A 23221-nucleotide genomic window follows, 5' to 3' on the forward strand; every position below is an offset into this window, starting at 1 on the left:
GGGGATTGTCGCAATGGCCTCCAAAGAACCATCGACGGACAAGTCCATATGGGGTAAAAACAGCGGATGGAAATATAGCGTGGCAACACGCTATATTCTGTTTTTGCTGCTTGCTTTACTCTTTTATATCAGTCTAGCATCCAAGCTTTTGCCGGAACGCTATGACATACAGGTCAATACGAAAAGCGAAAAGAATATCGTGGCGCCCGTGCAAATTGAGGATAGCAAGGCAACGCTAAAGGCACAGGAGGCGGCGGCGGAGAACGTCCAGCCGATTTACCCTCTCGTTCCTCTGCGGAATGACGTTCTGGTCACGCAAATCCTTGACCGCATTGAACGTTTGAATCAGGACGTCGATATCAGCTCTGGCGAAAAGGTCGAAATTTATCGTAATGAAATTCCGAGGATGGCTCGAGAATTCGTGCAAAACTTCGTGTCGGCCAACAGCACGAATGAAGCTTACTCCAAAGAGCTGCTTGAAGAAATGCAGCGTGTCATTGATGAACAGACCTATCGGATTCCTGAAGAGACTTTTATTAAGCTGCCGAGACTGACTTCCGAAGAGATTATCGAGATGAAAACGGTCGCCCGGGATATCGTATCCAGGCTGATGCTCAACGAGATCTTTGATGCGCAAACAGCCCGGGCACGGGTTGCAGAGATGGTAAGCACAAGTCGATTGAACGATCGTACCTCAAGAGAAGTTGTTCAAGAGCTGTCTCGACTTGCGATCACCCCAAACAAATTTCTTGACGAAGTAGCGACCAAGGAAGCAAGGGTTGAAAAACGCGAGAATACCGCACCTGTCTTTATTAAACAAGGGGATATCCTTGTGGCTAAGGGTCAACTCATTACACCCGAGATGTATGAGCTGCTTGGTAAAAACGGATTGCTGAAAGATGATATCAACTATTGGCCTGAGTTAGGGGTCTTGTTGTTATCAATCTTGCTGTCCCTCGGCATACTAATGTTCATCCGGCAATCGGATCCCGGTAAATTTAAATACAACAACTCGCAGCTGTTAATGCTGGTACTGGTGTATGTGATCACATTGATCACCATGCATTTGACAGCATTTCTGCAGAGTGATTCCCAGATATATGTGGGTTATCTTGCACCCGTCGCGATTGGCGCAATTTTGGTAACCCTGCTGCTGGAAATCTCGCTTGCCTATTTCAGCGTCATTATTTTCAGCATCATGGCGAGTGTCATATTGAATGTCCAAGGGGAGCTGTTTGATTTCCAATTTGGTTTATTCGCGGCCGTGACTTCATGCGTGGCGATCTTCTCTATCCATCGGGCGAGTCAGCGGTCAACCATGCTGAAGGGCGGCATTATGGCATCTCTCTTCGGCGCGCTGATCGTGTTCATCATGCTGCTGCTCAATAACGATACGTGGACCACGAGTGAAACGCTGTATTCGATCGGTTTTGCGATCGCGGGCGGATTGTTAACGGCCATCCTGGTCATCGGGTTAATGCCGTTCTTCGAAGTCACCTTCGGTATTTTGTCGGCACTGAAGCTGGTGGAATTATCGAACCCGAACCATCCGCTGCTCCGCAAACTGTTGACGGAGACGCCGGGCACTTATCATCACAGTGTCATGGTCGGAAACTTGTCCGAAGCGGCGGCAGAAGCGATTGGCGCCAACGGACTGCTGTGCCGCGTCGGATCCTACTATCATGATATTGGAAAAACCAAGCGTCCGATCTATTTTATCGAGAATCAGAACAATATGGAGAACCCGCATGACTCCATTGAACCGAAGCTGAGCAAATCCATTATCGTTGCACACGCAAGGGATGGCGTGGAAATGCTCAAGGAGTACAAGCTGCCTAAACCGATACGAGATATCGCAGAGCAGCATCATGGCACAACGTTTTTACACTATTTTTATCATAAAGCGGTTCGCCAGGCGGAGGAGCAGGGCATAGAACTGGATTTCACCGAAGATGATTTCCGTTATCCAGGGCCGAAGGCTCAATCCAAGGAATCCGCGATTGTCGGCATAGCCGACAGCGTGGAAGCGGCTGTTCGTTCATTGCGTAAACCGACGGTGGAACAGGTTGAATCGATGATCGAGAAGATCATCAAAGGCCGCCTGGATGACCATCAGTTTAATGATTGCGATTTAACGATGAAGGAACTGGATATTATCGCCAAGACGTTAAAGGAGACGGTGATGGGGATTTTCCATTCCCGGATCGAGTATCCTGAAGATGTGAAGCGTCCCAAGCCGACAGCGCCAAATGGAGATAACCCGACCGCTTCCGAGACATCGGCAACGAGTGAGGAACAGAGAAGGAGCGTATAAGAATGAGCCTGCAGCTGGCATGGAATAATGAACAAGAGGATTTTCAGATTAGCGAGGATTTGATCGCCTTGCTTGAAGTGATTCTTCAGAAGGCCGGAGAGGCTGAAGGCGTTTCCGACGGCGAGGTTGATCTGACCTTTGTCGATGATAAACAGATCCATGAATTGAACCGGGAGTACCGGGGAATCGATCGTCCGACCGACGTCCTCTCCTTTGCGATGAATGAGATTACGAACGATGAGCTCGAGATCATTTATGAGCTTGATGAAGGAGAAGAACTGGAGAGCGTGCCGGATGTTCTGGGTGATATCATTATCTCGGTCCCTCGGGCAAAGCTGCAAAGCGAAGAATACGGTCATTCCTTGGAACGGGAACTCGGTTTTCTGTTTGTTCACGGATTTCTGCATTTGCTCGGATATGATCATCAGGATGAGGCGAGCGAAGCGGAAATGATGGGCAAGCAGGAGGCTGTACTTGCAGAAGTAGGATTGACAAGATAGTGAAGCCGCACAGACAATCGTTATACAGGGCATTTGGGTGCGCGATCCGCGGCATCTTGACGGCTGTACAAACGGAACGCAATATGAAAATCCACATTGCTGCTGCCTTGATTGTATTCATCGCAGCAGCTTTGCTGCAATTGGACCGAATGAGCTGGTTGTTTTTGGTATTGGCGATTGCCCTCGTATTTATCGCGGAGCTGGTAAATACTGCGGTAGAGGCCATTATCGATCTGATCTCGCCAGAAGAACATGTTTTAGCTCGGGTGGCTAAGGACACAGCAGCCGGTGCAGCGTTAGTTGCAGCGGTGTTTGCCGTCGTAATCGGCATTCTGGTCTTCTATGAACCGGTATGGGAATGGATACAATCAATGACAAGTTGAACAATAGGAGGAACTGGATATGGATGCAGGATTGTTAATGCAGGAAGCGATTAAAGCACGTACGCGAGCTTACATACCCTATTCAACATTTGGTGTAGGGGCAGCTCTGCTCGATTCGCGCGGAGAGGTACATCTTGGATGTAATGTAGAGAATGCCGCATACGGTCCTACCAATTGCGCTGAACGCACGGCATTGTTTCGTGCGATTGCCGATGGCCATGAAGCAGGGAGCTTCCAGGCGATTGCCATCGTTGCCGATACAGATGGCCCGTGTACGCCGTGTGGGGTATGCCGGCAAGTGCTGGTGGAGCTGTGCAAACCCGATATGAAGGTGATCATGGGGAATATGAAGGGTGACATCAAGGAAACGACCGTCAGTGAACTGCTGCCGGGCGCGTTTGGTCCTTGGGATTTAAACAAACAGTAAGTTTGCAATTGAACAGGATCGAACTAAGGTTTAAAAACAACAACATGTAGATACAGGAACAGTAGCGGAGGAATGGTATGCAAAAAAAACAATTTAAATCCGGGTTTGTGGCTATTATCGGAAGACCGAATGTAGGGAAATCAACACTGATGAACCAGGTGATCGGTCAAAAGATTGCCATCATGTCGGACAAACCGCAAACAACAAGAAATAAAATACATGGCGTCTATACGACCAACGAATCCCAAGTGGTTTTTCTGGATACACCGGGCATTCATAAACGTCAATCCAAGCTTGGGGATTACATGAACCAGACCGCTTTAAGCACGCTGGGCGAGGTTGAAGCCGCGTTGTTTCTGGTAGACGCATCCGAGGGCATCGGCGGGGGAGACCGTTACATCGCCGAGCAATTGCAGAAAATCAAGACTCCGATCATCCTGGTCATGAACAAAATCGATAAGATTGAGCCGCCCGCTCTGCTCCCTCTGATTGAGCAGTATCGGAAGCTGCATGATTTTACAGAGATCGTCCCGATTTCCGCCAAGCTGGGCAACAATGTCGACACGCTCCTTGAACAAATTCAGAAATACTTGCCTCCAGGCCCGCAGTATTATCCTGAAGACCAAGTGACGGATCATCCGGAGCAGTTCGTGTGCGCAGAGCTGATTCGCGAGAAAATTTTGCACATGACAAGAGAGGAAGTTCCTCACTCCATTGCGGTTACGATTGAGGATATGCGGGTGGAAGAGAACGGAACCGTATATATTTCAGCCGTGATTTTTGTGGAACGCGACTCCCAAAAAGGTATCATTATCGGCAAGCAGGGTGCTCTGTTAAAAGAGGTTGGCAGACAAGCCCGTCAGGACATTCAAAGACTGCTGGGGTCCAAGATTTTCTTGGAGCTCTGGGTTAAAGTTAAAAAAGATTGGCGTAACCAAGAACGCGTACTTCGCGATCTCGGATTTCACCGCGGGGAATAATAGAGCCGCTGTGCAAATCGGAGGGAAATCATACACGGCAGCCGCCTGCCAACAATTGCATTTCATAAATCTGCTCTAGGCGCACATCCTAATTTTCGTAGATGCGAAACGCCATTTCCGAAGAGAGGATGAATACGAATGCGAGATTTTTCGTGGAAGTATTTTGCGATGACTGGAGATGTCGATGCGTATTTGCTGTATAAGGAAACCGAGGGTGAGTCGGTTCTTACAGCTGCATCCGTTGAAGATGAGGCGGCCCCGCATGAAGAAGACGAGTAATCATTGGTTGTTCCAGGAATGGTTGGGGGAAAGCGCATGCTATATCGGGCGGAAGGGATCGTCATCCGCAGCATGGACTACGGTGAAGGGAACAAAATCATTACACTTTGCACCAAAGAATCGGGCAAGGTAGGCGTGCTGGTCAGAGGAGCCAAGAAGGTGAAAAGCCGTCATGCTGCTCTGACGCAGCTGTTTACTTATGGAGAATATGTGTTCTTCCGGAATGGTACCGGGCTCGGCAACTTGAACGCCGGTGAGATTATGGAATCTCACCACGGGCTCAGGGAGGATCTTATCAAAGCCGCCTATGCTTCTTATGCCTGCGAGCTCTTGGATCGGGTGCTGCAGGATGAGGAGACGGGCGCTTTTTGGTTTCATCAGCTTAAGGCCTGCCTGGAAGCCCTTCAGGAGGATAAGGATCCCCAAATTATCATCAATCTGTATGAGATGAAAATTTTGCAGGCGGCAGGGTACGGGCCGGAGCTGGATGTTTGCATTTCATGCAATCAATCCAGAAAAGACGAGGATATGCTGGTGAGCCCCCGCCTTGGCGGCGTCCTGTGCCGTTACTGCAAACATCTGGATCCGCCGGCAACGGCGATCTCGCCCAGAACGCTGAAGCTGCTGCGCCTGTTTGGACGGCTGGATTTAAGACGGCTGGGCAATGTGGATGTGAAGGACGAAACGAAGGCCGAGCTCAAAAAGGTCATGCGTGCTTTGATGGATATGCAGCTTGGGCTGCGTTTGAAATCGCAAAATTTTTTGGATCAAATGGACAAGTATGATATTTGACGTAAGGTATAGAATGAGGTATTATATTTATCAGTTTATTAGTTTTTTGAATACTGACATGCATTGAACGGGAAAGTAGTGAATAATCGATCCGTGAAAGCGAGCCGGGGGTGGTGGAAGCCTGGTAGGAGATATTCATGAACAGGGCACCCGGGAGCATGATGAAACGATAAAGTGGGTTTTGCTGATCGCTGAAGACTAAGATAATGTCTGCGACGCAGCAGGGCCAAGTAGGGTGGAACCGCGGGAAGCTACAGCTCTCGTCCCTATGTCTGTACAACAGGCGTAGGGCGAGAGCTTTTTGTTGTACAGAGAATCGATATGTATGTTGGAATGAATTTGAAAAAGAATGTAAAGGAGCTAAAAATCATGAATTTCCAGCAGATGATTTTGACGCTGCAGCAATTTTGGGCGGAACAGAATTGTATCATTGTGCAGCCGTATGACACGGAAAAGGGTGCAGGTACAATGAACCCGATGACGTATTTGCGTTCGATCGGACCCGAGCCCTGGAATGTGGCTTATGTGGAGCCTTCCCGTCGCCCGGCTGACGGCCGTTATGGAGAGAACCCGAACCGTCTGTATCAGCATCACCAATTTCAGGTCATTTTGAAACCTTCACCGGACAATATTCAAGAGCTTTATTTGGAGAGCTTGAAGCGTCTTGGCATCAATCCGCTCGATCATGACATCCGTTTTGTTGAGGACAATTGGGAAGCGCCGACGCTTGGTGCATGGGGCCTTGGCTGGGAAGTTTGGCTGGATGGTATGGAAATTACGCAGTTTACGTACTTCCAGCAGGTTGGCGGCATCGATGCAAGTCCAGTCGCTGTAGAGATTACCTACGGAATGGAGCGGCTTGCATCCTATATCCAGGATAAAGAGAATGTGTTTGATCTGGAATGGGTAGACGGCATCACCTATGGAGACGTATTCCATCAGCCGGAATTCGAGCATTCAAAATACACTTTTGAAGTGTCCGACGTTAAAATGCTGTTTACGCTGTTTAACATGTATGAAGAAGAAGCGAATAAAGCGATGAACCAAAATTTAGTATTCCCGGCGTACGACTATGTACTAAAATGCTCCCACACGTTTAACCTGCTGGATGCCAGAGGCGCGATCAGCGTAACGGAGAGAACGGGATACATTATGCGCGTGCGAAACCTGGCTCGTCAGGTTGCAGCCACGTATTTGGAAGAGCGCGAGAAGCTGGGCTTCCCGCTGATTAAGAAAGGGGGCGCAGACCATGTCTAAGGATTTATTGTTTGAAATCGGTCTGGAAGAAGTCCCGGCGAGATTTCTGCGCGCCGCGATGGGACAGCTTCAGGACAAATTGGTCAAATGGCTGGATGCTTCCAGAATCGGGCATGGAGAAGTAACGGCATATGCTACGCCGCGTCGCTTGGCGGTATGGGTACAGAATGTTGCGGATAAACAAGAAGACGTCAGCGAGGAAGTGAAGGGGCCTTCCCGCAAGATCGCGTTGGATGATAGCGGACAGTGGAGCAAGGCAGCGCTTGGTTTTGCAAAAAGCCAGGGCGTTGATCCCGAGAGTTTTACGTTTAAGGAGCTCGGCGGGGTAGAGTATATCTATGTGACGAAAAACAGCGTCGGGGTGGATACGAAGTCGATCCTGCCTGAAGGACTTCTTGGCATTTTGACTTCGATGACCTTCCCGAAAAATATGCGCTGGGGCGCGCACGAATTTAAATTCGTTCGTCCGATTAAGTGGATGGTCGCTCTGCTCGGCAGTGAGACCATAGAACTGGAAATTACGGGCGTGAAAGCTGGGAACGTGACCCGTGGACATCGTTTCCTTGGCGGAGAAGCCGTTATTCCTGAGGCATCGGCTTATCGCGACGTATTACGCGAACAGCATGTCATCGTGGACGTGAATGAACGCCAGGAGATGATTGTGTCGCAGATCCAGGCATTGGCCCAAGAGAAAGATTGGAATATCGCCATCAAGGATGATTTGCTTGAAGAGGTATTATTCCTGGTTGAGACGCCAACCGTACTGTACGGATCATTCGACTCCTCATTCCTTCATATTCCGCAGGAAGTATTGATTACTTCCATGCGTGAGCATCAGCGGTACTTCCCTGTGCTGGATAAGCAGGGACAATTGCTTCCGTTCTTTGTCACGGTGCGCAGCGGGGACAGCCGTTCCCTGGACGTTATCGCTAGAGGGAATGAGAAGGTGCTGCGAGCCCGTTTGTCGGACGCGAAATTCTTCTATGAGGAAGATCAGAAGCTTCAGATCAAAGACGCCTTATCGAAGCTGGAGAGCATCGTGTTCCATGAGGAACTGGGGACTATCGGCGATAAAGTCCGCAGAATCCACCGGATTTCCGATCAGTTGTCCGCGAAGCTTAGCATTTCGGCTGACGATGCAGATTCCGTGAGCCGTGCGGCCGATATTTGCAAATTCGATCTGGTGACCCAGATGGTTTACGAATTCCCTGAACTGCAGGGTGTAATGGGTGAGGATTACGCAAGAAAAGCCGGTGAAAAGGAGCAGGTGGCCAAAGCGGTGTTTGAGCATTACCAGCCTCGGTTCGCCGGTGACGCGGTGCCTTCCACCTCGGTCGGATCCATCGTGAGCATTGCGGATAAAATCGACACGATCGTGGGCTGCTTCTCCATCGGCATCATTCCGACAGGCTCCCAGGACCCTTACGCGCTGCGCCGTCAGGCGGCGGGCATCGTTCAGATCATCCTGGAGCACAAACTCCCGGTGACGTTATCGGATGTCTTCGGTGTGGCCCTGGAGGTTCACGAGAACATTCGCGTATTGAAACGCTCGACGGACGAAATCCGCAAGGACCTTAAAGAGTTCTTCGGACTTCGCGTGAAGAAGCTTCTGTCCGAAGATCAGCGTTATGATGTGGTGGATGCCGTAATTACCGCAGGATTTGATCACGTGGTGTCGGTTGTATCCCGCGGTCATGCGCTGATGAATGCTGTCGATCATGTCGAAGACTTCAAAACGACGGTAGAATCCTTCAACCGGGTCAGCAATTTGGCTGCCAAGGCCGGCAAGGCTGCTGTCAATCCAGAATTGTTTACGGAAACGGAAGAAGGCAAGCTGTACGAAGCTTGGAACGCGATTCGCGAAGATTATCATGCCGCGCTGCAAGCTGCTGACGGCGAACGTTCATTGTCCTTGCTGGGTGGACTCAAAGAACCGATTACCGGATTCTTCGACTCCGTTATGGTCATGGCAGAGGACGAAGCGGTTCGGGCCAATCGTCTCGCACTGCTCTCCGGTATCGATGGAGATTTGAAGCGATACGCCGATTTTACGAAATTGGTGTGGTAGTAGTGACAGCATGATTTTACTAATGTTATAATGCATTGTTCAGTGAAAGCGACAGCCCGCGGTTATGCACGGGATGGCGCTTTCGCTATGAACGGCCTGAATCAAGCAAGTGCTGGGTCATTGTTATTTGAAGAGATATGAAAGTATAAGCTTCAGAGGCTTACCATCCTTATCTCGCAAGATAAACTTCCGCTATACGCGGTCTGTCTTCTGTGAAAGTACGTCGATAGACGTTTTTCTTAGAAGAAGGATTTTAATCTGCCAAAGACGTATATAATAATATACAGCGTAAAGATGAATCCAAGATTAACGATAAGAGCCGGTGATGCGAATGAACGAAAGCAACTCCATTTCGATTGTGGTTGACGGTGATGCATGTCCAGTCAAGAAGGAAATCGCAGAGACAGCTCGTACATTTCGTGTGCCGGTACTGCTTGTTTCTTCCTATGATCATCTGCAGCAGGCAGAAGAAGGGGTTACGACGGTCCAGGTGGATCGGAGTGATCAAAGTGCGGATCTATACATCGCTAACCACATATCCAGGGGGGATATCGTGGTAACGCAGGATTATGGACTGGCTGCACTTGCGCTTGCCAAATCATGCCATGTGATTTCCTTTCGTGGTCGTATTTTCCATAATGGGGATATCGATTTCATGCTGGATTCCCGTCACCATCAGGCTAAGGCGAGGAAGCAAGGAAAGTATGGCAAAGGGCCCAAAAAGCTGCTTGACGAAGACCGGAGTTTTTTTCAACATAAACTGACAAAACTTTTGCATGAATTGCAGGAGAATGTCCACCCGTAGCGAATACTATTTACGTGCCAAAAGAGATGAAGGTGGTTTGGATGAGTACCGGACAAGGTAATATTCCGGATGATGTCATTGAGGAAGTACTGGCCAAGAGCGATATTGTGGACACGGTCAGCAAATACGTGCATCTTACCAAACAGGGGAAATACCTGAAGGGCTTGTGCCCGTTTCACTCAGAGAAGACTCCTTCCTTTACGGTTACGCCGGAACGCCAAATCTTTTACTGCTATGGCTGCGGTAAGGGCGGAAACGCCATTAAATTTAGAATGGAAATCGAAGGATTTTCTTTTCCCGAAGCCGTAAAGACAATGGCAGAAGAGAATGATATCTCGTTGCCGGAAGGTCAAGGAGTTCCCGTAATTCCTCGTAATCCGGAAAAAGAACGTTTGATTGAAGCCTATGAGCTTAGCGCCAAGCTGTACCATTTCCTGCTTAAGAATACGGAGCATGGTACGGAAGCCATGAAGTATTTACGATCCCGCGGAATGAGCGACAAAATGATTGACCAGTTCCAAATCGGTTACGCTCCAGATCGTTGGGACACGCTTGTACAGTTCCTGACGAAGCGATCCTTTGACTTGAAAGAGATGGAAAAGGGCGGTTTATTATCCGCAAGAAATGAACAGGAAGGCTATCTCGACCGTTTTCGCGGACGCATCATGTTTCCGATACATGACCGCAGCGGCAAGGTCATTGCGTTTGCTGGCAGAATACTGGGGGACGGTCAACCAAAGTACCTGAATTCCCCGGAGACACTTCTATTTAATAAGAGCCGCACATTGTACAACCTGCACCAGGCCAAAACATCCATACGCAAATTGCGTCAAGTTCTGTTATTCGAAGGTTACGGCGATGTGATTTCGTCATGGGAAGCAGGACTACAGAATGGTGTGGCAACCATGGGAACCTCTCTAACGGAAAACCAAGTGGCAATCATGAAATCGGTGGCTGAAGAAGTTGTTGTTGTCTATGACGGCGATAAAGCCGGTATGGCTGCTGCGTTAAAAGTCATTCCAATGCTGGAAGGCGTTGGACTCAGAGTACGAATCGCTTTGGTGAACGAAGGAATGGACCCGGATGATTACATCCGCAAATTCGGTGCCGAGCGTTTCAGGCATGTAGTAGAAACAGCTGTTTCAACAACAAAATTTAAACTTATATATCTGAAGAAAAACCATATACTGCTAGAAGAAGATGGTAAGATTGCGTACGCCAAAGAAGCATTGCCCATTATCGCCGTACTGAATTCCTCGACTGAACGAGAAGTTTACTTGAGGGAATTGTCCTCCGAGCTTCATCTTTCCTACGAGAGTCTTAAGCAGGATTGCAATCTGCTTCGGCAATCGATGCAAAAAAAGATGGGCGATGGGGATAATAAGGAAAAAAGGTGGAATAATGGTAGGCATAAAAAAGGGCGCCAGCCCGCCCCGGTACTTCTGCCTGCTTACCATGCTGCAGAGCGGCGGCTGCTGTCGCTGATGCTGCAGGATGCGGAGGCCGCGCGATACGTTGGCGATCGCCTGGGAGAAGCGTTTAATATTGAGGATCATGCGGCAATTGCTGCTTATCTATATGCTTTTTACGCACAGGGTAAATCTCCGGATATCAGCCGTTTCATGTCATCGCTCCACGACGATCGTTTGGAAATGACGGTCAGCTCGATCATGATGATGGAAGCACCAGCCGAGTGGAATGTTCAAGTGCTCGATGATTGCATACGTGAGGTGCTGAAATTTCCGCAGCAGAGAGAGATCGACCAGAAAAAAGAAGAGATGATTAAAGCGGAGCGCTCAGGTGATTTTTTGCGAGCCGCACAAATTGCAAGTGAGATTATCGCCCTAGAAAGACAATGAGGCCCCGCGCATTGCTGTTTCTAGGGAGGAGGGAGTCGAATGATGGCGAATGATCAGCATACTGAACTAGAAACGGAATTTACGCTGGATCAAGTCAAGGATCAGTTGATTGAACAGGGTAAAAAGAGATCCGTATTGAGCTATAAAGATATTATGGAGAAATTATCGCCATTTGATCAGGACACGGAGCAGATGGAAGAGTTCTATGAACAGCTGGCCGACCTGGGTATCGATGTAGTTAATGAGAATGATGAAGAGGGTACTCACCGGCAAGCGGGAGATTCCGAATCCCATGATAATGAGGATTTTGGGTTTGACGACGATCTTTCGCTGCCTCCTGGGATCAAAATTAACGACCCGGTACGGATGTACCTGAAGGAAATTGGCCGGGTTCCGCTGTTGTCAGCTGATGATGAGATTGAACTTGCCAACCGGATTGAACAGGGAGATGAGGAAGCCAAGCGCCGTCTGGCTGAAGCCAACCTGCGTCTCGTTGTAAGTATCGCGAAGCGTTACGTCGGACGAGGAATGCTGTTCCTGGATTTGATTCAGGAGGGCAACATGGGCTTGATCAAAGCCGTGGAGAAGTTTGATTACAAAAAGGGTTTCAAATTCAGTACGTATGCGACTTGGTGGATTCGCCAAGCGATCACGCGCGCTATTGCTGACCAGGCCCGTACCATCCGAATTCCCGTGCATATGGTCGAGACCATCAACAAACTGATTCGTGTATCCAGACAGCTTCTGCAGGAGCTCGGACGTGAGCCTTCGCCGGAGGAAATTGCTGCCGAGATGGAACTCAGTGTTGAGAAAGTCCGGGAGATTATGAAGATTGCCCAGGAGCCGGTTTCGCTGGAAACGCCGATCGGTGAAGAAGATGATTCCCATCTCGGAGATTTCATCGAGGATCAGGAAGCACTTGCTCCTGCTGACGCGGCAGCTTACGAGCTTCTGAAGGAACAGCTCGAAGATGTGCTGGATACGCTGACAGAGCGCGAGGAGAATGTGCTTCGTCTTCGTTTCGGACTCGATGATGGCCGCACCAGAACACTGGAAGAGGTCGGCAAAGTGTTCGGTGTTACCCGCGAGCGTATTCGACAGATTGAAGCGAAAGCGCTCCGTAAGCTTCGTCACCCGAGCCGCAGCAAACGGTTAAAGGATTTCCTCGAATAGCTTAATCCAAGGACCTTCTGCAGTAACGGCAGCAGGTCCTTTTTTTCGAAATTATGCATGGCATGTATGAGTTTCTTAGTTATGGAATTTCTTCCTGCATTTGTTTTATTGGTCTTTATTTTAGCTCTTTTCCAGACCCATTGCAAATGAACAGGCACGACGTTTTTCAACCGGATTTACCGGTTTGCAGTTTGGTATCGTCTCTGTTAGGGTAAGGTATAGATCGTGATTTGGACGAAAATATGGAATGGTAAGGTGTATCAACCGTGAAATTATCAAGAAGATTAACGCAAATACTGGAGAAGATTCCACGCGGCAGCCGACTTGCTGATATCGGATCCGACCATGCACTGCTGCCTGTGGCTGCCGTAGAAAGCGGAGCAGCCATTCAAGCAATCGCCGGTGAAGTCAATCCCGGCCCTTATGATGCTGCCGTCAAGCAGGTCATCGAATCAGGGATGACTGAGGTCATCAGCGTGCGAAGAGGAGACGGTTTGAACGTACTCTCAGTCGGTGAGGCCGACGTTATTACGATTGCCGGTATGGGAGGCAGCTTGATTGCAGCGATTTTGGACCGGGGCATCGATAAGCTGACAGGCGTCCGCAGGCTGGTCCTGCAGCCGAATGTAGGAGAAGATATTTTGCGCAAATGGCTGTACTCCCATGGCTGGGTGCTGATTGAGGAATGGATCCTGGAGGAAGACGGCAAAATTTACGAAGTGCTGGTCGCCGAGCCTTCGCATACAACAGACCTGACGAATGAGCAGGTTTACAAGGATAGGGCGATTGGGGGCGGTCTCCGATTATCTACGGACTGGCTTTTCCGTATGGGACCTTGGCTCACGCAGTCCCCGAATCCGGTATTCTATGATAAATGGAAATCGGAGATAGAGAAGATGGAGTATATTCTTCAATCGCTTTCGCGTTCAGATCTCACCACGGCAGCCGACAAGGCGAGTGAGATTCGTTCGGATATCGAGTTTATTCAGGAGGTGCTGGCATGCTTGCCAAAGGACAAACCGTAATTCAATATATGGAGCAATTGGCCCCGAAGCACGTGGCCGAACCCGATGACCGGATCGGACTCCAGCTTGGAACATTGCAAAAGGACATTCGCACCGTGCTGATTGCACTGGATGTCAATGATGATGTGGTGGATGAAGCCATTGAGCTTGGGGCTGATCTGATTATCGCGCATCATGCGATTATTTACCGTCCGCTGAAGCAGCTGCAGACGGATACACCGATGGGCAAGGTGTATGAAAAGCTGATCAAACACGATATCGCGGTATATATAAGTCATACCAATCTCGATGTATCCGAAGGCGGAATGAACGATTGGATGGCGGAGGCCTTGGGAATCGAGAATACGTCGCCTATCCATGACATGCATAATGAACAGTTATCCAAGCTGGTGGTATTTGTGCCGAAGAGTCATCATCAAGAGGTGCTGGATGCCGTGCTCGGCGCCGGTGCAGGCTGGATCGGAAATTACAGCCACTGCAGTTTCAACATTGAGGGCTTCGGCACCTACGTCCCGCGAGAAGGCAGCAACCCATTTCTAGGTCAGGAAGGCAAGATGGAACGTGCTAATGAGGTTCGGATCGAGACGATTGTTCCTCATGCCATCCGCAACAAAGTGATCCAGGCGATGCTGAAGGCGCATCCTTATGAAGAGGTTGCCTATGATCTGTATGCCATGGACCTTAAGGGGAGATCCCTTGGTCTTGGCCGGGTCGGCAAGTTAAAAGAGCCTATGACGTTGGCTGAGCTGGTAGACGTGGTAAAAGAGAAGCTGGAGGTCCCTCATGTTCGTGTCGTAGGAGAGCTCGACCGCACCATCCGCAAGGCGGCCGTCATCGGGGGATCCGGAGGACGCTACATGATGAAGGCGCTGTTCCGTGGAGCGGATGTGCTGGTAACGGGAGATGTCGATTATCATACGGCACAGGATGCGCTCGCAGCAGGACTTACCATCATTGATCCGGGTCACAATGCCGAGAAGATTATGAAGGTCAAGGTCGCCGAGTGGATGGAACAGAAACTGCAGGAGCATAAGTATGAAACCCGAGTTGTTGCTTCCCGCATCAATACAGAGCCATTCCAGTTCGTGTAGTGAACAGAAATGTAAGGCAAGGTAAAGAGGCCTCATTCTGACACCGCCTGGCCTATAGAGTACTTCGGCCAAGCTGGGAAATTAATCAGTTATTGTTAATGTTTAATGGGTTGTGTACTGCTTCAAATCACTGTATAATATGAATGTTGTCCGGAAAGTTTGACAGACAATCGCTGGCGGTGTCAAAGCCGCGAGAGGAAAGTCCGGGCTCCATAGGGCAGGGTGCTGGATAACGTCCAGTCAGCGCGAGTTGAAGGATAGTGCCACAGAAATGGACCGCCGATGGCCGCCTTAGGGTGGCACAGGCAAGGATGGAACCGAGGTGTAAGAGACCCCGAGGAACGCTGGTGACTTCGTTCCTGGTAAACCCCACCTGGAGCAAGACCTAATGGGACGCAGTCTCTTTCGAGGAGACAGCCTTAGCCCGAGGCGCGTCCGGGTTGGTCGCTTGAGTCGATTAGTAATAATCGGCCTAGATAGATGATTGTCGCTCATGGTGGCAGGGTAGTTCCCGTTATGACCACGAAGAGCACAGAACCCGGCTTACGGAAAGCTTTCCCAACTGAACAACATATTGCTTTACTAATACCGCTATGGTACAAACGCGTATTTTCTTAGGACTCCTCTTGAGGGGTGTTGAGGAAATGCGCGTTTTTTCTTTAAGATATCAGAAAGAATAAACTACGAAGCATGGGTCTTCCTGATATCGCAAGAAAAACATCCTCTAACCGCGGTCTGTCTGCTGAGAAAGTACGTCGATAGACGTTTTTCTTTAGATATCAGAAAGTATAAACTACGAAGCACAGGCCTTCCTGATATCGCAAGAAAAACTTCCTCTAGCCGCGGTCTGTCTTCTGAGAAAGTACGTCGATAGACGTTTTTTTTATGGCCTCGTGAAAATATTGGCAGATCATGTGCCCTGTACGGATAATCGTCCATACCAAATAGCCCTCGGGATAATAAGCTATAATCATCAACGGAAAGGAGATGTAAAAACATGTCTTGTCATAAAGAAAATCCATGTCCTCCTGTGTCACCGATTGTGTGCGAGCCGATCGTTGTCGTTAGAGACCACTATGTACCGCAAATCGTACCTGTTATTCATCCGATTAAAGTGGTGGATAAGATTCACTGCGTACCTGTAGAAAAACATATATACACGTACAGCGAAGAAGAAGTTGTGAGCGACAATGTAGGCTATGGTGGAGTTACGGTCTCCGGTAAGCGTTCGAAGAAAGCTGCAGTACGTACTAGCCGTTCCCGCCGGAAGAAATAAATGTAAGTGCTCCTTGCCTCCGATATGAATAAATAAAGCAGCTTCCGCCTCGATCGCGTTAGCTGCTTTATTTCGTGTATTTTATTCGTTGGAGCCGTTTAATTTACGAAGCTCCTGCTCCAGATTTTGAAGCGTTTGACCCGGCCACATTTGAAGAGGGACTTCAGGTGCGCCAACCGCCTTCAAGGATTGGAAAATATCAATCTGACCATGACCGTAATATTTATCTTTTCCTTTATCGCCAAGATCGACCGTTTGGTTTATCATGACGTCCATGACTTCCTGATTGGTCAGGTCAGGGTTAAGGGATCGAATGAGACCTGCCATGGCGGCTGCATGAGGGCTGGCCATGGAGGTTCCGGATAAAGCCGCATATTGATTCCCAGGAAACGTGCTTGCAATATTGGTCCCGGGAGCAGCCACATCGATATAATCGCCGTAGTTGGAGTATTCCGCCCGCTTCTGATTGGAATCCGTTGCGGCGACAGCCAGCACTTCCGGATAGGCGGCAGGATAACCAGGGCGCTCCGTGTTGTCATTGCCTGAGGCAGCAACAAGAACAACGTCACGATCATAAGCATATTTCACGGCATCGTGCAGGAACTGGGAGTCCGCATAGTTGCCAAGACTCATATTGATCACCTTGGCTCCGTGATCCGTGGCCCAAATTATGCCTTCTGCGACGGCATAGGTTGTTCCTGAGCCGGATCCGTCAAGCGCTTTGACCGGCATGATTTTGTTGTACCAGCTTACCCCGGCAACACCTTCACCGTTGTTGACCAGGGCACCGATGATCCCGGCTACATGCGTCCCGTGTCCCACATCATCCAGCGGCTGCTTGTCCTTCTCGACGATGTTGTATCCTTCCACCAACTGTCCATCCAAATCGGAATGCTGAAGATCCACACCAGTGTCAATGACGGCGATGATGACATCTTCACTGCCTTTGGACAGATCCCAGCCCCGGTTCGTCTCAATGACGGGCAGATTCCACTGATATTGAGAAAACAGCAGATCATTCGGGATATTGACCTGCTCGTTCGCTCCATCCGGCATGAAATCCGAGTTTATTCTGGATTGAGGGTGTCGGTCATTGGTTAAATAGATGTAGTGAGGCTCGGTATACTTCGTTTTCCACTTCTGCTCGAAATAGGAGCGGAGTTTATGGTAGTCCATATCCTTGGAACGAAAAACATAGGCATAACCAAGTTTCCTCGGAGTTTCACATGATATCTCCTTAGAGATGTTCAGGAGCTGCTGCTTAGACGGCTCATTTTGAAAGGACACCACAATTTCATTTTCGTAAAAGTGACTGGCCTTTTCATTATCATGTCCCGTTTTGACGGTAATATCGGAGAGGGTATCCGCATGAATGGATTCGACCTTGAATTTACCTTCCTTCGGGTACGGAATTAAGCGAAGATTCCGCTTCTGGTGATTGCTTACTTCATGCAGTACGCCTTGATTAACCAAAGCGGCGGCGCCATACTTGCCATCCTTGGACGGCTCCGCAACAACAAAATAAGGCTGTCCCGCGACATTGAACTTGGGTGAATCATAAGTTTCTCCCCGTTTCAGCTTTTGCTGTGCCATTTGGAAATGATGAGTGATCAGATTTTTATCTTTTTTGTTCAGTTTGGGAAGCAGACCCTGAACATCCGTCATTTTGTTTTGCTTAAGGTTATACCACCGTACTTGCTGAAAATGCTTGTGCAGCTTTTGTTCTTTTTGCGTATAGGCTTTTATTTGACCCGGACTGCGCAAAGCGTTATTGTTCAGCATTTTGCGCAGGTGACCTTTTGCATCAAGACGGTTGAGTTGATCCGTCGCATGGATATCGCTTAGCATCGTAAAGTGCTTAGCCTTGTTCTCCTGCTGGGGCCTTAAAGGCTGTGTTGGCTCAGCCGTGGGAGCCGGCTGTTTCGAACCGGGGATGAACAGTAAGATCAGAAGCGCGCCAATAACTGACGCTGCACCTAGGATGCTCCACAGGGTACGGGATTTCACAAGTTTTCCTCCTCGCCGCATTCATGATTGAATTAGTCTTAGCGTGGGGAGAGTGAATCCTTTTTATGCGTTCCATATCATGAGTAAAACAGATGGGAACGCGCAAAATGAAACGTACTAAAAATAACCTTGTAAGTGTATTCATGAAAGGGATTTCGTTATCCCAAAATTTGTGTTAGGATAGTACATATTATAACGACCGCCAGGCTATATGACCTGTAGGGTCACGACCATTTAAGGGGGATCTATCGTAATGCCAGCAGACAATCTTCAGAATTTATGCTCGGAGTCCAGAGAAAAGTTGAAATCTGCTATTTCGATTATGGAAACGTTTTTGAATGAACATGCTTTATCTCAATTGGTAACGGTACAGGACGAGGAAACCGTTCATTTTTACAAAGGATTTCTGTCGGATGTTCGCCATTTGCTTGTGTTTTCTGAAGTTTCCTATGAGAAGCTGGGTGTTGTACAGCGTCGCCCTAATTTTGATATCGATTTTGCCGAGAAGGCTTTGTATAATTTGTATCACCGATGTGTCAACAGCTTCTTCTATCCCAAAAATGAAAGTTATTCCGAAGATGGTCGTTACGCCTATACCGGACAGGATGCGATTCGTTTCCGGAAGAAGCCGGTTCGTCCTGCCCGTGATGTCATTATGAACATTACCAAGATTTATGAAGAGCTCCGCGATGATCTTGCTTACTACGAAAGCGACTATTTGACGGAACGCCGTATGCAATCAGAGAAAAGACACGCATAGCCATAATAAGGAACATTCAAGAGATGCCAACCATTGGCATCTCTTTTTGCGTTTCGGGCCTGAGGCACCAACTGACAATCGTTCTTGTGCATACCGGCAGTAAACTAAGGAAAAAATGTTGACGAGGTGATGCTAAAATGGCCAACGAAGCCAAACCATTAGTAAAGTGCAGTGTCAGCAATTGCCATTACTGGGGAGAACAAAACCTATGTCATGCCGAGATGATCATGATTGAAATTGACCGTCATGCGAATGTAAAACTCAATGAAGAGTATGGAGCAGAGCCTTATGTAGACGACCATCAGGATGTTGCTGACAAGTCTTCCGAGACCTGCTGTTTAACCTTCAAGCCGAAGGGCTGACGGGAAATAAGCCGGATAAAATCCGGGTGCTGGGCACTTTAGGATGATGGAAATGGAGGAAGCTAGTTTATGGATAAAAAACATCGCAAGCATAAAATGAAGGTTGTTGAAGGCAAGCGAAACAGGGTAGACTTCCCGCGCAAGGATCACCGTGAAGAATATGCGGCCGAGGTGGCTCCCCCTGTGGATGTTTCGGCACGAAGAGTAGACGAGGATAAGGCAGACGTCTCTACCGGTCGTACCGTCGGATATGTGGGCTTGGTATTAGGCATCGCCTCCTTGTTCATGTGGTCGGTAATCCTGGGACCCATCGCGGCGGTTGTTGGATATTACGCCTACAGCAAAGGCAGCAAAACGACAGGCGCCTGGTCGATCGGACTCGGCATATTGGCAACGCTCAGTTATTTTATCTTGATTCCTTTCAGTAGATAATTCATTTTATGATGATGAACACAGGGCGGGTCAACCAGAACGGTTGATTCGCTTATTTTTTGCCGAATAGGTATAGCAGATTGTTCCAGTTCCATGATAAAATAAAGGACAAGTTTGAAATTTCGCTGCAGAAAGTGAGTTAAACGATGCAAATAGATCCGATATCATGGAAGCAAATGGCGGATATACCACAGATGAATACGAATTCCACCGAGTCGGCAACCGGATTTCTCAATGTGCTAAGCAGCCTGCTTACCGAAGATTCCACCTCCAAGCCGGTTGAACGTTCGATTACACAGCTTGCGCCTGGCGTAACCTTTAAGGATGGGCTGTTATGGCAGCAGCTAGGAGCTGTAGATGAATCTGCTTCGTCTTTACCTATGGAGGGGGTCGTGCATGACACAGGAGCAACAAAGCCAACGACCTTTGAGGATTTAATAACTGCGGCCGGGGAACGCTATGGCGTGCCGGTATCGCTGATCAAAGCGGTCATCGATGCGGAATCTTCCTTTAATCCGAACGCGGTGTCCTCTGCAGGCGCCAAGGGACTGATGCAGCTGATGGATGGCACAGCAAGGGGACTTGGGGTAAGCAACCCTTTTGATCCGGCTCAGAATATCGAAGGCGGTACTAAATACCTGTCCAATCTGATTCAGCGGTTTGGCGGAGAAATGGCTATGGTGCTTGCAGCGTATAATGCAGGTCCAACCCGTATCACGAATTTGGGAGTATCCAGTGATGAAGAGCTGATGTCCGTTGCTCATGAATTACCCAAGGAAACCCAAGCATACATCGGTAAAGTCATGAACGCACGATCAAAATACACGTTATAAACCCGCATAGGGTTAAATAGGAAGATGATAGAAGATCAAACGATACACGCCGCTTTCCGATCTAAAGATGGAGTGCGGCTTTACCGTTTGGTCTTTTTGTGTAAATATAAAGGTCTGGAATAATAAGTTTTACAACGTGCGATGCGTATGATGGAAAGGGGAAATTACCTTGATATATTGGGATCACGCTGCTACGACCCCTCCCTATGATGAAGTAGTGGACACGTTGGCAGAAGTCATGAAAATGCATTATGCGAATCCGTCAGCACTTCATCGTTCAGGCGAGGCTGCCGCTAAACTGCTGAAAAAGGCAAGAGAGGTGTGTGCAGCCGCGCTGGACGTTCAGCCGACGGAGATCGTATTCACTTCCGGGGCAACCGAAGGCAATAACATGGCGATTAAAGGGGCTGCGATGCAGTACAGCAGCCGTGGGCGGCATATCATCACGACTGGAACAGAGCATCCTTCCGTATATGAATGCTGCAAGCAGCTGGAAACGCTTGGATGGGAAGTGACTTATCTGCCGGTAGATGCCGCCGGCGTGGTGGATCTGGCTGCCTTGACGGAAGCTGTGCGCAAAGATACCGTGCTCGTCAGCATCATGCATGTGAATAATGAGACCGGGGCCGTCCAGCCGCTGACTGAAGTGGGGCGTATCGTTAAGGATCGAAATTCACGAACGCTGCTGCATATCGATGGGGTACAGGGATTTGGCAAATTGCCGGTGACACTTTCCCAGTGGCAGGCCGACTTATACAGCCTGTCTGCCCATAAATTCAACGGTCCGAGAGGAATGGGCGTGCTGTATATTAAGCAAGGCGTGCAATTGTTCCCGTTGGTATCGGGCGGATCGCAGGAGAATGGACACCGGGCAGGAACGGAGAATGTTGCCGGAGCGGTCGCGATGTCGAAGGCCATGCGATTATCCAGAGAACGACAAACCGAGTTTTATGCAAAAATGACGGAATTAAGGGAGCTTCTGGTTCAGGGCATCCGCAAAATCCCGGGATTGGTGTTAAACAGCAGCGAGCAGAATGCCCCTCATATCATTCATTTTTCGTATCCGGGATTAAAACCCGAGGTGATGGTCCATGCTCTGGAAGAGATGGGCATGCTGGTATCGACCAAATCCGCTTGCTCCTCTAAATTAAGCGAGCCCAGCCGGGTCCTGTTAGCGATGGGGAAGGACATGAACGTAGCTTCCTCCGGAATTCGTATCAGTCTCGGCAAAGAGCATCAGCTCGGCGATGCAGCGCGGCTAGTTGAAGTCTTGGCTAAAGTTTGCGGGAACCTGCGTCCCGTTATAGAAAGAGAGGGTAACCGGAGATGACTTACGATAAACTGCTGCTACGCTTTGGCGAATTTACCCTAAAAGGCAAAAACCGCAACCGATTCGAGAGATCGGTCTTGAATCATATTCGAAGCGTGCTCAAACCGTTTCCGGGAGCGAAAATCGTTAAGGAATACGGCCGCTTGTACGTCGAGCTTAACGGAGAATCTCCCGAGGCCTTGATCCATGTCCTTAAAAAGGTATTTGGCCTAGTTTCCATCAGTCCAGTTCGTGTATGTCCATCCGAACTTGACCGCATTATCGAAACCGCGGTTGATTTTGTGGGACAGAAGGAACTGGCTGACCCGTCGACCTTCAAAGTCAATGCGAGAAGGGTGTGGAAACAATTCCCTCATTCCTCGCAAGAGATGAATCATTTAGTCGGATCGCCCTTGCTGCGAACCTACCCTCAGCTTAAAGTAAAGGTAAAGCAGCCCGATATGGAGCTTCGTGTGGAAATTCGGGAGAACGAGACGTATCTGTATTATGAAGTGATACCCGGCGCCGGGGGGTACCCGATTGGCACGAATGGGAAGGCAATGCTGCTCCTCTCGGGCGGGATTGACAGCCCTGTAGCGGGCTGGTCGGCAATGCGCAGAGGCCTTGAAATTGAATGTGTACACTTCTACAGCTTCCCTTACACCAGCCAACTTGCGAAGGAAAAGGTAATGGAGTTAACAAGGCTGTTATCGGGCTACACCGGCAAAATCAAGCTGCACCTCGTTCCGTTTACCGATGTTCAGACTTCATTTGTCGGCATCGGCCAGGATAATCTGATCATTACGTTTATGCGCAGAGCGATGTTGCGTATTGCTTCCTCGCTTGCTGAGCGGGAAGGGGCATTGGCGATCGTGACGGGTGACAGTCTCGGACAAGTTGCCAGTCAGACGCTGCCTAGCATGAATGTGATCGGCAGAGCCACCGAGCTGCCGCTGCTGCGACCGCTCGTTATGATGGATAAGAACGATATCATCAATATCGCAATGGACATTGGTACATTCGAGACATCGATATTGCCGTATGAGGATTGCTGTACGTTGTTTGTACCTAAATCGCCCACCACCAATCCGAATTTGAAGATCATCGAAAAGGTGGAGACTTCCATTCCCGAGCTGCCTGCACGGATTCAAGCAGCCATTGAAGGTACGGAGACGGTGGTTATTACCCCGGACAGTAACATCGGCGAGCTTGAAGAAAAGCATGCGGAGCCCGTGGTAAACGAAGACTGGTTTTAATCGAGTATCAAGCGAAGGTAACAACGGGTTGAG

General features: G+C 49.0%; 22 protein-coding genes and 1 other RNA gene. 22 read left to right on the top strand and 1 reads right to left on the bottom strand.

Annotation, left to right across the window (positions count from 1 at the left end; all coding sequences use genetic code 11):
• The first annotated feature begins 13 nt into the window (after positions 1–13).
• The 16 genes from AC0VZ8_RS09140 to AC0VZ8_RS09215 all read left to right on the top strand — a co-directional run bounded on the left by AC0VZ8_RS09140 (position 14) and on the right by AC0VZ8_RS09215 (position 16229).
• On the top strand, positions 14–2314 hold the full coding sequence (locus tag AC0VZ8_RS09140) for an HD family phosphohydrolase (RefSeq protein ID WP_071222939.1): 2301 nt from the start codon (positions 14–16) through the stop codon (positions 2312–2314).
• 2 nt (positions 2315–2316) lie between these two features.
• Positions 2317–2814 carry an rRNA maturation RNase YbeY gene (gene ybeY / locus AC0VZ8_RS09145; protein ID WP_071222940.1) on the top strand — a complete coding sequence of 166 codons (498 nt, stop codon included), beginning with the start codon at positions 2317–2319 and terminating at the stop codon, positions 2812–2814.
• A complete protein-coding gene (locus AC0VZ8_RS09150) occupies positions 2814–3197 on the top strand; it encodes a diacylglycerol kinase family protein (protein WP_071222941.1) in 384 nt (127 codons plus the stop codon). The genes ybeY and AC0VZ8_RS09150 overlap by 1 nt, the downstream gene beginning before the upstream one ends.
• 19 nt (positions 3198–3216) lie before the next feature.
• Positions 3217–3624 carry a cytidine deaminase gene (gene cdd, locus AC0VZ8_RS09155; protein ID WP_071222942.1) on the top strand — a complete coding sequence of 136 codons (408 nt, stop codon included), beginning with the start codon at positions 3217–3219 and terminating at the stop codon, positions 3622–3624.
• A gap of 77 nt (positions 3625–3701) precedes the next feature.
• A complete protein-coding gene (era, locus tag AC0VZ8_RS09160; protein WP_475486684.1) occupies positions 3702–4604 on the top strand; it encodes a GTPase Era in 903 nt (300 codons plus the stop codon).
• A 138-nt stretch (positions 4605–4742) separates the two neighbouring features.
• Positions 4743–4883 carry a YqzL family protein gene (locus tag AC0VZ8_RS09165; RefSeq protein ID WP_074961956.1) on the top strand — a complete coding sequence of 47 codons (141 nt, stop codon included), beginning with the start codon at positions 4743–4745 and terminating at the stop codon, positions 4881–4883.
• Positions 4884–4919: 36 nt separating this feature from the next.
• On the top strand, positions 4920–5675 hold the full coding sequence (recO, locus tag AC0VZ8_RS09170) for a DNA repair protein RecO (protein ID WP_071222944.1): 756 nt from the start codon (positions 4920–4922) through the stop codon (positions 5673–5675).
• A gap of 369 nt (positions 5676–6044) precedes the next feature.
• Positions 6045–6932 carry a glycine--tRNA ligase subunit alpha gene (glyQ, locus tag AC0VZ8_RS09175; RefSeq protein WP_071223067.1) on the top strand — a complete coding sequence of 296 codons (888 nt, stop codon included), beginning with the start codon at positions 6045–6047 and terminating at the stop codon, positions 6930–6932.
• Positions 6925–9000, top strand: coding sequence for a glycine--tRNA ligase subunit beta (gene glyS / locus AC0VZ8_RS09180; RefSeq protein WP_475486685.1), 2076 nt, complete (start codon positions 6925–6927; stop codon positions 8998–9000). The genes glyQ and glyS overlap by 8 nt, the downstream gene beginning before the upstream one ends.
• 325 nt (positions 9001–9325) lie before the next feature.
• Positions 9326–9805 carry a YaiI/YqxD family protein gene (locus AC0VZ8_RS09185; protein ID WP_071222946.1) on the top strand — a complete coding sequence of 160 codons (480 nt, stop codon included), beginning with the start codon at positions 9326–9328 and terminating at the stop codon, positions 9803–9805.
• A gap of 41 nt (positions 9806–9846) precedes the next feature.
• Positions 9847–11664: a DNA primase gene (gene dnaG / locus AC0VZ8_RS09190; protein WP_071222947.1), complete on the top strand. Its 1818-nt coding sequence runs from the start codon at positions 9847–9849 to the stop codon at positions 11662–11664.
• Between the two features lie 42 nt (positions 11665–11706).
• The gene (gene rpoD, locus AC0VZ8_RS09195; RefSeq protein WP_071223068.1) at positions 11707–12837 is read left to right on the top strand and encodes an RNA polymerase sigma factor RpoD; all 1131 of its coding nucleotides are present in this window, start codon (positions 11707–11709) and stop codon (positions 12835–12837) included.
• Positions 12838–13103: 266 nt separating this feature from the next.
• On the top strand, positions 13104–13862 hold the full coding sequence (locus AC0VZ8_RS09200) for a tRNA (adenine(22)-N(1))-methyltransferase (RefSeq protein ID WP_260064264.1): 759 nt from the start codon (positions 13104–13106) through the stop codon (positions 13860–13862).
• A complete protein-coding gene (locus tag AC0VZ8_RS09205; RefSeq protein ID WP_475486686.1) occupies positions 13838–14953 on the top strand; it encodes a Nif3-like dinuclear metal center hexameric protein in 1116 nt (371 codons plus the stop codon). Before AC0VZ8_RS09200 ends, AC0VZ8_RS09205 begins: the two co-directional genes overlap by 25 nt.
• Positions 14954–15107: 154 nt before the next feature.
• Positions 15108–15514: RNase P RNA component class A (rnpB, locus tag AC0VZ8_RS09210), an RNA gene on the top strand.
• Positions 15515–15950: 436 nt separating this feature from the next.
• Positions 15951–16229, top strand: coding sequence for a hypothetical protein (locus AC0VZ8_RS09215; RefSeq protein ID WP_074961960.1), 279 nt, complete (start codon positions 15951–15953; stop codon positions 16227–16229).
• Positions 16230–16310: 81 nt separating this feature from the next.
• Here AC0VZ8_RS09215 and AC0VZ8_RS09220 read toward each other — a convergent pair whose 3' ends face one another.
• Positions 16311–18236: a S8 family peptidase gene (locus tag AC0VZ8_RS09220; RefSeq protein ID WP_071222951.1), complete on the bottom strand. Its 1926-nt coding sequence runs from the start codon at positions 18234–18236 to the stop codon at positions 16311–16313.
• Positions 18237–18489: 253 nt separating this feature from the next.
• Here AC0VZ8_RS09220 and AC0VZ8_RS09225 point away from each other — a divergent pair, with 253 nt between their 5' ends.
• The 6 genes from AC0VZ8_RS09225 (at position 18490) to thiI (ending at position 23188) form a co-directional block, all read left to right on the top strand.
• A complete protein-coding gene (locus AC0VZ8_RS09225) occupies positions 18490–18996 on the top strand; it encodes a YpuI family protein (protein ID WP_475486687.1) in 507 nt (168 codons plus the stop codon).
• A gap of 137 nt (positions 18997–19133) precedes the next feature.
• Positions 19134–19358: a DUF1540 domain-containing protein gene (locus AC0VZ8_RS09230; RefSeq protein WP_006209042.1), complete on the top strand. Its 225-nt coding sequence runs from the start codon at positions 19134–19136 to the stop codon at positions 19356–19358.
• Between the two features lie 69 nt (positions 19359–19427).
• Positions 19428–19790 carry a hypothetical protein gene (locus AC0VZ8_RS09235; RefSeq protein ID WP_071222953.1) on the top strand — a complete coding sequence of 121 codons (363 nt, stop codon included), beginning with the start codon at positions 19428–19430 and terminating at the stop codon, positions 19788–19790.
• A gap of 146 nt (positions 19791–19936) precedes the next feature.
• Entirely contained in the window at positions 19937–20623 is a 687-nt protein-coding gene (locus AC0VZ8_RS09240) for a lytic transglycosylase domain-containing protein (protein ID WP_475486688.1), read from the top strand.
• Between the two features lie 169 nt (positions 20624–20792).
• The gene (locus tag AC0VZ8_RS09245) at positions 20793–21953 is read left to right on the top strand and encodes a cysteine desulfurase family protein (protein WP_475486689.1); all 1161 of its coding nucleotides are present in this window, start codon (positions 20793–20795) and stop codon (positions 21951–21953) included.
• Positions 21950–23188 carry a tRNA uracil 4-sulfurtransferase ThiI gene (gene thiI / locus AC0VZ8_RS09250; protein WP_475486690.1) on the top strand — a complete coding sequence of 413 codons (1239 nt, stop codon included), beginning with the start codon at positions 21950–21952 and terminating at the stop codon, positions 23186–23188. The genes AC0VZ8_RS09245 and thiI overlap by 4 nt, the downstream gene beginning before the upstream one ends.
• Positions 23189–23221 lie beyond the last annotated feature (33 nt).

The organism is Paenibacillus sp. QJM3NY_38, assembly GCF_056173265.1.